The organism is Flavobacterium sp. FlaQc-48 (genome assembly GCF_044007335.1).
Lineage (GTDB): Bacteria > Bacteroidota > Bacteroidia > Flavobacteriales > Flavobacteriaceae > Flavobacterium.
The window spans coordinates 141,957-154,754 of sequence record NZ_JBIPCR010000016.1 but is presented as its reverse complement, the minus strand read 5'-3'; the positions used below and the strand labels follow the sequence as shown (position 1 = coordinate 154,754).

The following is a 12,798-nucleotide window of genomic DNA, read 5'->3' as shown; positions in this document are numbered from 1 at the left end:
TACAGATTCCTGTCCAAAGAATCTCTAAGTTAAATTGTCCACCGGCAACAGCTTCCAATTCAGCATCTGTTAATTCCATGTTTTCAGGATTAGCAGGAATATTGATATAAACCGCAGAATAATCTGTTTGGTCTGTTACAATTAATGTTTTACCTTTTAAATCTAATGGCTTTCCAGATAATTTTTCGATTGCCTGAACCGGGTTGCTTACCAATTCTTGTTTGAAAGCTTCATCTTCCCAAGCTGCTTTGATAATTGTTTTTAAGTTTTTTTCTGCGTTTTCTCTTTCTTGATTTGACATGATTTTATTGTTTTAAGGGTTAATTATTTAATAGTTATTATTTATATTTTTATGTAATCTTTTAATGTTGGAAAAAGGCTGTTCACTAAATCCGACCATACGGTTTGCCCTCCGCCTGCAATTATTTCCAATTGACCTTCCGTCAGTTCAATATCTTCAATATTAGGCTCCGAAGGAATATTTACAAAAACCTTAGATTTATCAGTCTGATCGTTAATGACTAATGTTTTCCCTTCGGGCAGCACAATCTTAGCTCCGGTAAGATTCTCAATTGCTCTTAGAGGATCTGCAATCAGGCTTTTTCTAAAATTGGTATCTTCCCAGGCTTTAGAAATTATCAATCGCAAAACCTCCTCTTCTTTTTTCTGTTCCATGATTTGTTTCCTTTTCTATAATGTAAAATTAGTCTTCATAAATATTACAAAATTGCCAAATAAACTGACAAATAAGCAATTAACTGTAACTATGCTCCAATACTACTGATCTGATCTCTGTAGAAAAGATATTTTTTTCTACAAAGTACATTTTGATTTCCCCTTTTCCTTTTGCATAGATCTTACCCCGGTATTCAAATACGAAACATTTCTCATCTTTTATCAGGTTATACAGAGATTCGCTGATATTAACCTTTTCAACCATTCCGTTACTTTCAATTCTGCTTGCTGTATTTACAGTATCGCCCCAAACGTCATATTGAAACTTTTTTACTCCCACAATTCCTGCTACAATAGGTCCGGCATGAATACCCAGTCGCATCTCAAAAGCCGGAACATTAGCATTGATGTTAAGTATCTTTCTTTTTATCATGAATTCCTGCATTTCTAATGCTGCAAAAACAATATTTCTTAAGGCGTTACGATCTGGCTTTGGAATACCTCCTGCAGCCATATAGGAATCTCCAATGGTTTTAATTTTTTCAATGTTGTATTTATCCGATATAAAATCAAATGCCTTGAAGCAAACATTGATTTCTTCTACCAGATTTTGTGGTGACATTTTTTCTGCAGTCTGCGTAAAAGATTTAAAATCAGTAAAGAGAATAGAAACCAGATTAAAATCTCTGGCATTTACAAAGCCTTTTTCTTTTAGTTCTTCGGCTATTTCTTCCGGCAGAATGTTTAGCAGTAGTTTTTCTGCACGGTCTTTCTCGATCGTTAATGCTTTTCTGGATCTTCGAACATAGTTTAACCTGTTCCATAACGCGATCACAATCAATAATATAAAACCTAAGGAGATGATAATAATATTTCTTTGCTTTTCTTTATTCTGAACTTCTTCTTTATGTTTAAGCTCAATATTATGTGCTTTTGTTACATAAGCAATACTGTCAATTAACAATGCTTTCTGAAACTCCATATTTAAGATCTTATTAGATGTTTCTTCAGATTGTAAGCTATCTTTAAAAGCGTTTGATTTTTCGTAAAAACTAAGGGCCAAACCAGCATTGCCTTTCGCTTTAAAAGCTTCATAAAGGCATTTACAGGCGTCTTTTTTAAGCGAAACGGCTCCAAGATTTTCAGCAATAGAAAGACCGGTTTTACATTTTTTAACAGCATCATCACTTTTTCCTGACTTATTCAATATAGTGCCAATAGCTACCTGCGTAATGCCAATATATTGTAAGCTGTTTATTTTTTGAGAGGATGCTAAACAAAGATTATAATAGGACAAGGATTTATTGACATTGCCTTGAATATTAAACAGTTCTCCTAAGTTATAAAGGACCTCTATTTTTTTTTGCTTGTCGTCTATTTTATCGGCAATTGCCAAAGCCTGACGGAAAAAATCGTAGGCTTTTGTATATTGCTTTTGCATCATGTAAATTTTACCTGCCCCATTTAAATTATGAGAGATTCCTATAGAGTCTTTTAATTCATTATAAAGGGCATTGGCTTTTTTAGAATATATCATTGCGTTAGAATAATCTTTTATATCAACATATATTCCTCCTATATTTTGTGTAGTTGCGGCGATGATTTTTTTATCGCCTATTTTTTTTTGAATTTTGATTGCCTCATTGTAAAATTCCAGTGCTTTTGGGTAGTTCCCTAAATAATAATAAACAGCTCCCATATTATTTAATGCTGATGAAATTCCTTTTTTGAAATTAACTTTTTCATAAATCTCTTTGCATTTTGTGTAGTAAGAAAGGGCTTTTAAATAATCTCCCTGATAGTAGTAAGTGGTTGCGATTTTATTGAAACTGTTTCCAATACCTTTCTGATCCTTTAAATTTTGGTATATTTTTAAACTTTTTTCAAACAAAACCATTGCCTCTAAAAACTTTCCGGCATTCTGGCGTTTTTCTCCAACACTTAGTAAACTGTCTGCGGTTTGTTTATTTTCGGGAGTGTGTTCCATGACTTTTTTAGAGAACACTTTTGTTTGTGCATCTATTTTTAATCCCGTTCCTTGTATCAGAAAAAGAAAAAACAAAACGTATGTAGATAGGGTTTTCACAAATAGTAGTTTTAAATTAAAAAACGCACATGATCAAAGAGAGCACATACGTTTTAATCTGAAGTTAACTTCAGGATGGTTTTACTTTTAGCTTCCACTAAAAATTTTTTGGGTGTAATTCGTTACACTCACAATGATAGGTGGCGTATTACCATCTCCTCCTGAAATTATATCCAATTGCTCTTCATTTAATTCCATATCGTCCATATCTGGCTCAGCAGGAATATTAAAAAAGATTGTAGATGAATTAGACTGATCTACAAAAGCTATCGTTTTTCCTTCAGGCAAATGAATTGGATGCTCTAAAAAATTTTCTATTGTCGCAACAGGACTCTTTATTAAATCGTCTTTAAACACCGGATCATCCCAGGCTTTTTTTACAATAGATTCTAAAACTTTTTGTTCGTTAGTTAATTCCATTTTTTTTTAATTTATGATTAAACCTAAATATTCTACTATTGTAAAGTTATTTGCATTACCTGTTACAGAATTGCCAAATAGACTGACAAAAAAGCTTGCCTTTTTTTACAGTTATTATTGCAGTTTTATCATTATTTTTATGCCATAAGCATTTAAAAATGGAAGAGGAATTATAAATTTTGAAGTCAATATCAGAACAAAAAAAAAGCTGTTTCAAAATCAGAATTTGAATACAGCTTTTACTGGGAATTGTTTATAATAGAGTAGAAATCTAAGAAAAACAGATTTCATATTTTTTTATCTGATCGTAGTCAAATGAAATTCAGGAAATACTTTTACACGCTTATGGGTAGCAATATCAAATGCGATAGTAGTACATAATCCTGCAACTAACCAGGATGCAATTGAAAGTTGCGGAGGAGAAAGATTTTTTTCTTCCCTGAGATATTGATCCAGGATCTCTTCAAGCCATTCCTGAGGATTTTCCCAATATCTCATATATTCTAAAACATAATCGACAACATTAACTTCAGAGAATTTTTCATTTGGCTTTTTTAAAACATCCAATCCTTCATCATCTGAAATGACTAATACCAATGCGCCCCATCCTAAATTGTAAGGATGCAAAACAGGTATGTTTTTTTTCTGACAGAGAGAATCAAACAAAAGCGGAACATCAGAAGTAAAATCTAAAGCGTTTATGGCAATTTTATGATCTGTAATATAATGTTCTACATTTTCGGGCGTTAGAAAGCAATTATGGATTGTAATTTTTGCTTCACTATTAATCGCCAGTAACCTTTCCTTAAGAGCTTCTGTCTTTGGTTTTGAAATGTCTTTTTCGGTATAATTTTGTCGGTTTAAATTTGATAATTCAACAACATCACCATCAATTATAGTCAGGGTTTCGAAACCCAGTCTTAATAAGCATTCGGCAATGACGCTTCCTATACCCGCTCCGCCTAGTAATATGGGGGTATTTTTTATTAATTCTTGTTCTTCAGGGGTAATATAAAGCCTGTTCCTTATGTTTCGTTGATTCATATTTGTTTTTTACAATACTTATAATTTATATTTTGCAATGGATAAAGGGAATAACCGAAATAAAATGGTATCAGGTCTTTTAATTTATAAACCTTATCATCGCTAAATTATCTATAAAAAAAACAATAATGAAATATAGTTAATCAAAAAAATATTTATTCGATTAACACTAATTCTTAAATTTCAAGGTAACAATACAAAATATTGGTTTAACAAGTAAAATTAGAACTCATGAGGTTTCTAACTTTACAAAGTTCTACTTCTCTTTTATTGGCAACAAATGCTTTACAAATTTGTAAAATGAAATAGCGCTATAATTCCAATTGATAAAGTCTCCTGTGGCCATACTGACTTTAAACAAGAGATGATCGATATTTTTTTAGAAAAAATTCCGAACGAAACACTACAATTAAGAGAAGCTGTGAATATAATGATAATGATGTGGTAGCCGGCCTAAAAAAGGCTGTCTTCTTTTGAAAAATCTTCTGTATAATAATTCACATTACAAACAACATGTGAATTTGACAACAAGTACCATTTTAAATATAAAATCTAAAGGAATTGTAAGTGTAAATTTGTTGTCAATCAATTAATTAAACTTTTACGATAATGGAAAATGCAAATAACCCAACCCGCGGAAATTATGGTAAATGCTTTCACAGCAGTATTTATACCGCAAGCAGCGTCGAATTCATATACACCAAAGCTTACAAAGGTGACTGGGGTGACTGGGATGAGCAGCCTGCTGGTATCCTTACAGATTTAAAACAGGATGAAGATGATGCAACTGAATGTACACCTCTGCAATCTTTATAAAACGGAATATTTAAATTGTTCCCTTTTCTCAAATACTAAAGAAAGCTCCGCTAATTTAAATGATACTTAAAGCCTTACTATTAATTGTAATTTAGTACTTTGGTTGAGACTAATCGAAAAATAAATTACGATGGGCAAAGAAGCCGTTGTTTTGTATCTTAAAAACACCAATCTGATTCCTTTAGAAATAGCGGAGGAAATTTCAAATCATTTTGAAAGTAAGCTTCTTTTAAGGAATCAAATGCATCTTGAAGAAGGAAGTGTTTGTGACGAATATTTTTTTTTGGAAAGAGGTTTTATAAGATCATTTGCCTATGATACAGAAGGAAATGAGGTAACTACAAATTTTTACGCTTCAGGACAAGTTGTTTTTGAAGTGGCTTCTTTTTTTAACCGTACAAAATCTAAAGAAAATATTCAGGCACTCACTGATTGTGTGGGCTGGTTTATTACATACAGGCAATTGAACCATTTATTTCATGCCTTACCTGAATTTCGCGAGTTTGGAAGATCAGTTCTTGTTAAGGGATTTTCAGATCTTAAAACCAGGATGCTTTCTATGATTACCGAAACAGCCGAGCAACGTTATATAGCATTATTGAAAACCAATCCTGAGATTTTTCAACAAGCTTCTTTAAAAAATATCGCTTCTTTTCTGGGTATTACGGACACTTCTTTAAGCAGGATTCGGAAAGAGGTTTCAAAAAAATACTAATCCGTCTATTTCTTGTCATTTGCTAAGTTTATTTTAGCCCGCAATGTATTCCTTTGTTTTACTAAAAAACAAACAAAATGAATACTTTACCACTTTACATCAGCCTGGTTTTTGGAATTACACTCCTGGCCTCCATTTTTCTTTTTTATAAAGCGGCACATTCGTCTAAAATCGTACTAACGATACTGATTTCATGGATTATTATTCAGTCTATCGTTAGTATTACAGGTTTCTATGCATCTGAAAATACGCTGCCGCCTCGTTTTGCATTTTTACTAATGCCACCTTTGCTTCTAATTCTGTTACTTTTTATTTCAAAAAAAGGAAAACTGTTTATCGACGGACTGGATCTCAAATGGCTTACTCTTCTACACATCATCAGAATACCTGTAGAACTGGTTTTGTTATGGCTTTTTATGAATAAGGGTATTCCGGAACTCATGACATTTGAAGGCCGCAATTTTGATATTATTTCGGGTATTTCAGCGCCTATTGTATATTATTTTGCTTTTTTGAAAGAGCAGAAGAATATTCGATTATTATTAGCATGGAACTTTATTTGTCTGGCTCTGGTAATCAATATTGCCATTAATGCAGTATTGTCATTGCCAACAAAATTTCAGCAATTTGCTTTTGATCAGCCTAATCTTGCGTTATTACACTTTCCGTTTACGTTATTGCCCTCCGTTTTGGTTCCTATTGTTGTTTTTTCACATCTGGCCTCTGTCAGGCAATTATTGTGTAACAAAAAGGCTATATAATTCAGAAGTTTTTTCAGAAAGCCACCGTTTCAAGAAATTCAATCACTTCTCCATTAGGGCTATATACCAAACTATTACTAACCGTAATAGTTTTTCCCCTGTTTTTAAGTTCCAGTGTTTCTTTTTCCGATAAGGGTCTGGCTCCATTTTCAATGGCTTCGGTATAAGCCTTTTTGGCATCTTCAACGATAAAACAAATGTGTAAAAGTGCATTTTCAATATAAGGATCGCCCTGTTTTCTTTTACGGCCCTGAGTTGGAAAATTAGCATTATTATCGCATATCTCTATATAACATTCAAAGCTTTTGTTTTTCATCATGACACACTTTTCTAAATGGAACTCCGGCAGGCTCCAACTGTGTGTTACTTCAAAATTTAATGTTTCGTAAAATGCTATTGTTTTTTCAATATCATATGCTTTAAGGGCAAAATGATGAAATCCTTTTATGTTGTGATTCATTATGATTACTTTTGATGCAAATATAGTTTCTAATGGCTCTGGCAAGGCCTACTTACAAAATTGTTAGCAATGCGAAAAGAAAGTTCAACCAACTTTGAAAACCAACAAACCCTTACTGATTTTTGTAATGCCTCAAAAACACTCCTGCTTCTTTCAGGCCGTTGGAAGCTTTCGTTACTTTTCTCTTTATTGGAACATAATTCCAGAACTTTTTCTGATTTCAAACAACTTCTTCCCGCAATAAGTGACCGAATGCTGGCACTTCATCTTAAACAATTAACAAATGACGCATTGATTGTTAAAGTAAAAAAAGAGGATGCTGTATCGTATTCTTTAACTGAAAAGGGGAAATCTCTTAAAAGTATTCTTTTGAACCTGGCGGAATGGCAAATAGATTAATAATCATTTAAGTTCAAAAAGAAGCGCTAATCCGGGCTTATTCCAGCCTAAACCATTCTTTTACATTTTCTACTATATTTTCTTCTTTGACAATACTTTCAAATTCATTGGTAGCACTATTGTGCCGGTAATCGTTTTGCCAGCTTTTATGATTTTCAACAACCGCTTGTATAGCGTCGCAAATAAATAAAAGCTCGTGATTGGTCATTATCGGATGCAGTGATAATCGCACCCAGCCCGGTTTGTTACTTTGATTTTTCTGAAAAAGTTCGTCAGTAAATTTCTTAGATCTTTCTTCATCAATATCAAACAAATAATGTGCATATGTACTGGCACACGACCAGCCGCCCCGAACCTGAATTCCAAAACGATCATTTAAAAGTCTTACGATTAAATTGTAATGAATATCTTCGACTACAAAAGACACACAGCCAATTCTATCTACTTTGGTATCTCCTAAAATCCTTAAACCTTTTACTTTTTGAAGTTTAGAAAAACACAGATCAAGTAACTCTTTCTCTCTCTTTTGAATGTTCGTTACACCCATTTGATCTTTCAGCCCTAAAGCTAATGCGGTTCTGATTACCTGCAGGAAACCGGGGGTTCCGCCATCTTCCCTAACCTCGATGACATCGCTGTAACTATACTTCCCGGAAGGATTAGTCCATTTTACATTTCCTCCTCCCGGATTATCCGGAATATCACTTTTATACAATTTTTCATTAAAGACCAAAATACCACACGTTCCCGGTCCGCCTAAGAATTTGTGTGGCGAAAAGAAAATGGCATCCAACTCTTGTTCAGGATCTTTTGGATGCATGTCGATTTTGACATAGGGTGCCGAAGCTGCAAAATCAACAAAACAAAGTCCGCCGTTTTGATGCATAATTTTAGCCAGTTCGTGATACGGCGTAATAATGCCTGTTACATTCGAGCAGGCCGTAAAGGAACCTATTTTTAAGGTTCTGCCGGCATATTTTTTTATTTCTTCGGCAAGTATTCCGGGATTCACCAAATTGTTTTCATCAGCAGGTAAAATGACCACATCGGCATTGGTTTCATACCATGGGACCTGGTTCGAATGATGTTCCATGTGTGTGATAAAAACGACAGGCTTATCGGTATCATTTTCCTGAATTTTTGATTTATTATCCGCAGAACGCAAACCAATAAAACGCTGCAGTTTAGACAACGCAGCTGTCATTCCGGTTCCTGTCGTTACCAGAACATCAGATTCACCGGCGTTGACATGCTTTTTGATTAATTCTCTCGCATGCTGATATGCATGAGTTGATGTTTTACCGGTATGACTTGAAAAAGAATGTGTATTGGCGATCATAGGGCCAATTTTATTTAGCATAATATCTTCAATTGGCACATATAATCTTCCGCTGGCCACCCAGTCGGCGTATATTAAATCCTGTTCTCCGTAAACAGATTCAAAACTGTGATGTATTCCTAATGTATTTCCCCTAAATTTAGAAAAATAGGGTTCTAATTGACTTGATTTCGGTTTTCTCTCTATAGCATTCATATCCTAATCATTTTAAATTAACTTATTCTTTTAAATTTTGATCGTTTGAATTTTCATTCTTACGCTGCAAAAGTTCTTTTTCTATCCTTAGTTTACTGTGACGCTTTCCATAAAGAAAATAAAATACGATCCCTATTGCCATCCAGACAAATAATCGTTCCCAGCTTTCAAGCGGAAGCCCTGTCATTAAAAACACACATACACCAATACCTAAAATGGGTACAAAAGGTACCAATGGCACTTTGAAGCCTCTTTTAGCTTCCGGACTTGTTTTTCTTAGAATAATGATTCCCAGTGAAACCAGTGAAAAAGCAAAAAGTGTCCCGATACTTACCATGTGCCCTAAATCAGAAATAGGAACAAATCCGGCTAGTATGCTCACAAATACCATAAAGAAAAGGTTGCTTTTCCAGGGTGTTTTAAATTTGCTGTGGATATCACTAAAAAACGAAGGCAAAAGCCCGTCTTTCGACATACTGTAAAATACCCTTGATTGTCCCATTAGCATTACCAGAATTACAGAAGTATAACCCGCTAAAATGGCAATAATCAAGGCACTGTTCAGGAAATGATACCCTGTTACAGCAAAAGCAGTTGCGGCAGGACTGGCATCACCAATGAATGTTTTATAAGAAACCATACCAGTCATTACATAAGAAAACGCAACATATAAAAAGGTGGCAACCAAAAGCGAACCTATGATCCCGATTGGCATATCTTTTTGCGGGTTCTTAGATTCTTGTGCTGCTGTCGAAACGGCATCAAAACCAATAAACCCAAAAAATACCACTGCGGCACCCCTGACAATTCCTGACCAGCCAAAATGGCCAAATTCTCCCGTATTTTCGGGTATAAAAGGATGATAATTTTCTTCTTGTATAAAAGACCAGCCTAAAACAATAAAAAGAACAATCACACTTAATTTCAACAATACCAATAAATTATTCATCGTCGCAGATTCTTTGGTACCTTTTGCGAGTACCAGCGAAAGTAAAGCCACAATTACAATAGCAGGCAAATTAACAATTCCGCCGCTTAACGTTGATCCGTCAGCCAATTTTACAGGATCAAATGGAGAACTGGTAAGTTCCGGAGGCAAATTAATCTGAAGGTGCGACAATAATTTCGTTGCATAACTCGACCAGCTTACTGCTACGGTGGCAGAAGCAAGGGCATATTCAAGAACCAAGTCCCATCCTATAATCCAGGCCATGAATTCTCCCATAGTTGCATACGTATAGGTGTATGCCGAACCTGCAACAGGAATCATTGAGGCATATTCGGCATAGCATAAAGCACAAAAAGCGCAGGCAACAGCTGCCAAAATAAACGATAGAATTACAGCAGGACCAGCATTTTCAGCAGCTACAATGCCGGTTAGAGAAAATATTCCCGCTCCTACTATTGCACCAATTCCCAACGCTACAAGGTTTATAGGTCCCAATGAACGTTTTAATCCTGCTCCGTCATTTTGTTCGTTTTCTGAAACTAGTCTTTCTATTGATTTTTTTAATAACATAATTTTTATTGTTGAGCGTAAACGATTCGTTTAACTTTCGGGAAAGCTTATAATTTAAACCCATAGGGCATACCGTATAAGACTTTAAAAAAAAGGCATTTCTCTTCTTTAAATCCATATAGTAATCAATGTGAGAGCAATACATTTCTTTTTGAAAAATCTATCCCGAAACTTCACCACTATGTGTTAACTGTTTATTATTTAATGATTGAATCTTTCGAAGAATTCATAAGTACGAAGCAATTGATCGATTCTCTGGCGATTATCACCACTTCTTGTAATTTCATGGCTCGCTCCCGGTTGCCTCACATATTCTACAGGTTTGCCTAAAACCTTCAAACTCTTGTACAACATCTGACTTTGTGTAACGCCGGTACGATTGTCATTGTCACCATGAAAAATTAAAAAAGGAGTATTGATGTTTTCTACGTAATTGATTGGTGATTCTCTTTCTAATATTACCCTGGTTTTTTCTTCCCACGGATAACCCCCAAAATATCTCGGAATCATGCGCCATACATTTGCTTCTCCAAAAAAAGTACTAAAATCATAAACCCCACGCTGACTTGAAGCCGCTCTAAACCTTTGGTCATGACTAATAATCCAGGTGGTTAAATAACCGGCATAAGATCCTCCCGTAATAAAAAGCCGGTTTTGATCTGCCCAGCCTTGTGCAACGGTTTTGTCCACAGCAGTTAAAACATCGCTTGCAGGTCCGGTTCCCCAATCGTTAATATTCGATCTCAGGAACTTTTCGCCATAGCCCGAAGAGCCTCTTGGATTGCTATACACTACTCCATATCCCTGAGCACAAAAAAACTGATATTCAAGCCACATGCTCGCATCACCTGGACCAAACATTGAAGCTGGCCCACCATGAATTTCGGTTAGTAAAGGATACTTTTTTCCCTGTTCAAATACAGTGGGTTTCATGATCCAGTACTCTACTTCAAGACCTTTTTCATTGGTAAAAGTGCCTTTTTCAGGAATACTTATGGACTTGTTTTGCAGCCAGTCAGCATTAAAATCAGATTGCAATACGGGCTCTTTTAATCTTAAATCTGAAACATATAATTCAGATGGATTTTTTACATCTGTTTTAGCAAAAACGACCACACCATTGTTAACATCATAATCAGTTATACCCTGATCTACACCTGATAATGCTTCGACTTTTAAAGTGTTTAATGAAGCATTACAGAGTACATATCCGCCATTGCCGGAAGAGATAAAGTAAAGTTGTTTTTCGTCTTTAGTAAACCTTACATTACTACTATTGCGATCATACTCTATCACTTTGCTTTTTGTTGCAGGGTTTTCTAAATTAAAAATTTTAAGTACCGGAACAGCTAAGGTATTGATACTGCTTTCCTGGTATGCCAATTGTTTTCCTGAAGGAGAAACTGCCAAGAGCTGAAAGACAAGGTTTTCTGCGCCAAGCCATTCCCTTACATTCGTTCCATCTGTATCAATAGTGTAGATTTTGCTTTCAAGAACCCTGTCCGGATGTCTTTTTTCGTTGATATTTCCGTTAAAGGCAATTTTGGTATTGCTTACGAAATAAGGATTTGTAAAAGAATAAAAACCCTTTGTAACCGCTTTTTCTTTTGCGCCGGGTTTGGCATCGATTATAAAGATATGCGAAAATCGCAGTTCACTGCTAAGTCCCGTTTCAGTTTGAAACTGCAGCTTATCCATTACTTTTGCTTTCTTGTCTTTTTCGTTAATTTCAAGATAAGCCCTAATGGCTTCGATATTTCCGTTTGGATCTGCTTTTGTCTTGTTGATTTTCAGGTTCTCACTGGCAGCAAATCCCGGTTTTTCAAAACTCCACAATGGCAATTCTTTCTTCGGATTTAAAACGGAATCTTTGACCAGTTCATTGATGAGAATGGATGCTGTAAACAAAAGTTGTTTTCCGTCCGGGCTCCATTTTGGGTTTCCGGCTCCGTATTTTGAATCGGTTAACTGAACAGGTTCTCCGCCTTCGTTAACTTTTAAAAGAAACAACTGAGATTTTCCTTTTACACTTCTTACAAAAGCGATCTGTTTTCCATCGGGGCTAAAGACCGGAGAACCTGATCCTTCTTTACCGAAAGTTAATGGTCTTGGCAAACTGTTTTTTGAAGTTTTAGTCAGCCAAAGCTGGGTATCATAATCGTAATCCAACGGGTTTTCGGCATTTTTAATACTACTTTTTACCGTAAACACGGCGTTTTGACCGTCTTTGCTTAATTCTACATCGGCAACTGTTCTTATTTTTAAAAGATCCGTAACCTGAATTAATTCCTTTTTTTGCTGACTGAAACAACAGACCGATGCGATCAGGGCTAAAACGATGCAAATTTTATTTTTGATTTTATTCATCT

The 12,798-nt window shown here is 35.1% G+C and carries 13 protein-coding genes; 4 read left to right on the top strand and 9 right to left on the bottom strand.

Annotated elements, in window-relative coordinates:
* The 5 genes from ACHRWY_RS21595 to ACHRWY_RS21575 all read right to left on the bottom strand — a co-directional run.
* On the bottom strand, nt 1–301 hold a 301-nt coding region (locus ACHRWY_RS21595; RefSeq protein WP_395357462.1), incomplete at its 3' end, for an NHLP leader peptide family RiPP precursor.
* Between the two features lie 41 nt (nt 302–342).
* Nucleotides 343–675, bottom strand: a complete 333-nt coding sequence (locus ACHRWY_RS21590; protein ID WP_395357461.1) for a hypothetical protein — start codon at nt 673–675, stop codon at nt 343–345.
* A gap of 79 nt (nt 676–754) precedes the next feature.
* Complete coding sequence (locus tag ACHRWY_RS21585) at nt 755–2,761, bottom strand: adenylate/guanylate cyclase domain-containing protein (protein WP_395357459.1); 2,007 nt, start codon at nt 2,759–2,761, stop codon at nt 755–757.
* 87 nt (nt 2,762–2,848) lie between these two features.
* Nucleotides 2,849–3,181: a hypothetical protein gene (locus tag ACHRWY_RS21580; protein WP_395357458.1), complete on the bottom strand. Its 333-nt coding sequence runs from the start codon at nt 3,179–3,181 to the stop codon at nt 2,849–2,851.
* A 297-nt stretch (nt 3,182–3,478) separates the two neighbouring features.
* Nucleotides 3,479–4,225, bottom strand: coding sequence for a HesA/MoeB/ThiF family protein (locus ACHRWY_RS21575; protein ID WP_395357457.1), 747 nt, complete (start codon nt 4,223–4,225; stop codon nt 3,479–3,481).
* Nucleotides 4,226–4,834: 609 nt separating this feature from the next.
* On the opposite strand from ACHRWY_RS21575, the gene ACHRWY_RS21570 reads away from it, so the two are divergent.
* From ACHRWY_RS21570 to ACHRWY_RS21560, 3 genes are all read left to right on the top strand, one after another.
* Nucleotides 4,835–5,041: a hypothetical protein gene (locus ACHRWY_RS21570; protein ID WP_395357456.1), complete on the top strand. Its 207-nt coding sequence runs from the start codon at nt 4,835–4,837 to the stop codon at nt 5,039–5,041.
* 130 nt (nt 5,042–5,171) lie between these two features.
* Entirely contained in the window at nt 5,172–5,756 is a 585-nt protein-coding gene (locus ACHRWY_RS21565) for a Crp/Fnr family transcriptional regulator (RefSeq protein WP_395357454.1), read from the top strand.
* Between the two features lie 77 nt (nt 5,757–5,833).
* The gene (locus tag ACHRWY_RS21560; RefSeq protein ID WP_395357452.1) at nt 5,834–6,517 is read left to right on the top strand and encodes a hypothetical protein; all 684 of its coding nucleotides are present in this window, start codon (nt 5,834–5,836) and stop codon (nt 6,515–6,517) included.
* A 13-nt stretch (nt 6,518–6,530) separates the two neighbouring features.
* Here ACHRWY_RS21560 and ACHRWY_RS21555 read toward each other — a convergent pair whose 3' ends face one another.
* On the bottom strand, nt 6,531–6,977 hold the full coding sequence (locus ACHRWY_RS21555) for a VOC family protein (protein ID WP_395357450.1): 447 nt from the start codon (nt 6,975–6,977) through the stop codon (nt 6,531–6,533).
* A gap of 69 nt (nt 6,978–7,046) precedes the next feature.
* Here ACHRWY_RS21555 and ACHRWY_RS21550 point away from each other — a divergent pair, with 69 nt between their 5' ends.
* Complete coding sequence (locus ACHRWY_RS21550; protein ID WP_395357448.1) at nt 7,047–7,376, top strand: winged helix-turn-helix transcriptional regulator; 330 nt, start codon at nt 7,047–7,049, stop codon at nt 7,374–7,376.
* 37 nt (nt 7,377–7,413) lie between these two features.
* On the opposite strand, the gene ACHRWY_RS21545 is transcribed toward ACHRWY_RS21550, so the two are convergent.
* The 3 genes from ACHRWY_RS21545 to ACHRWY_RS21535 all read right to left on the bottom strand — a co-directional run bounded on the left by ACHRWY_RS21545 (nt 7,414) and on the right by ACHRWY_RS21535 (nt 12,796).
* The gene (locus ACHRWY_RS21545; RefSeq protein WP_395357447.1) at nt 7,414–8,910 is read right to left on the bottom strand and encodes an aminotransferase class V-fold PLP-dependent enzyme; all 1,497 of its coding nucleotides are present in this window, start codon (nt 8,908–8,910) and stop codon (nt 7,414–7,416) included.
* A gap of 22 nt (nt 8,911–8,932) precedes the next feature.
* Nucleotides 8,933–10,429 (bottom strand): amino acid permease, encoded by a 1,497-nt coding sequence (locus ACHRWY_RS21540; protein ID WP_395357445.1) that lies wholly within the window; start codon nt 10,427–10,429, stop codon nt 8,933–8,935.
* Nucleotides 10,430–10,630: 201 nt separating this feature from the next.
* A complete protein-coding gene (locus ACHRWY_RS21535; RefSeq protein ID WP_395357444.1) occupies nt 10,631–12,796 on the bottom strand; it encodes a S9 family peptidase in 2,166 nt (721 codons plus the stop codon).
* Nucleotides 12,797–12,798 lie beyond the last annotated feature (2 nt).

What these genes read in the sequence shown, in the direction of transcription:
- ACHRWY_RS21565 (WP_395357454.1), top strand. Translation starts at nt 5,172, where the DNA reads ATGGGCAAAGAAGCCGTTGTTTTGTATCTTAAAAACACCAATCTGATT.
- ACHRWY_RS21570 (WP_395357456.1), top strand. Translation starts at nt 4,835, where the DNA reads ATGGAAAATGCAAATAACCCAACCCGCGGAAATTATGGTAAATGCTTT.
- ACHRWY_RS21535 (WP_395357444.1), bottom strand. Translation starts at nt 12,796, where the DNA reads ATGAATAAAATCAAAAATAAAATTTGCATCGTTTTAGCCCTGATCGCA.
- ACHRWY_RS21560 (WP_395357452.1), top strand. Translation starts at nt 5,834, where the DNA reads ATGAATACTTTACCACTTTACATCAGCCTGGTTTTTGGAATTACACTC.
- ACHRWY_RS21555 (WP_395357450.1), bottom strand. Translation starts at nt 6,977, where the DNA reads ATGAATCACAACATAAAAGGATTTCATCATTTTGCCCTTAAAGCATAT.
- ACHRWY_RS21540 (WP_395357445.1), bottom strand. Translation starts at nt 10,429, where the DNA reads ATGTTATTAAAAAAATCAATAGAAAGACTAGTTTCAGAAAACGAACAA.
- ACHRWY_RS21550 (WP_395357448.1), top strand. Translation starts at nt 7,047, where the DNA reads ATGCGAAAAGAAAGTTCAACCAACTTTGAAAACCAACAAACCCTTACT.
- ACHRWY_RS21580 (WP_395357458.1), bottom strand. Translation starts at nt 3,181, where the DNA reads ATGGAATTAACTAACGAACAAAAAGTTTTAGAATCTATTGTAAAAAAA.
- ACHRWY_RS21545 (WP_395357447.1), bottom strand. Translation starts at nt 8,910, where the DNA reads ATGAATGCTATAGAGAGAAAACCGAAATCAAGTCAATTAGAACCCTAT.
- ACHRWY_RS21590 (WP_395357461.1), bottom strand. Translation starts at nt 675, where the DNA reads ATGGAACAGAAAAAAGAAGAGGAGGTTTTGCGATTGATAATTTCTAAA.
- ACHRWY_RS21575 (WP_395357457.1), bottom strand. Translation starts at nt 4,225, where the DNA reads ATGAATCAACGAAACATAAGGAACAGGCTTTATATTACCCCTGAAGAA.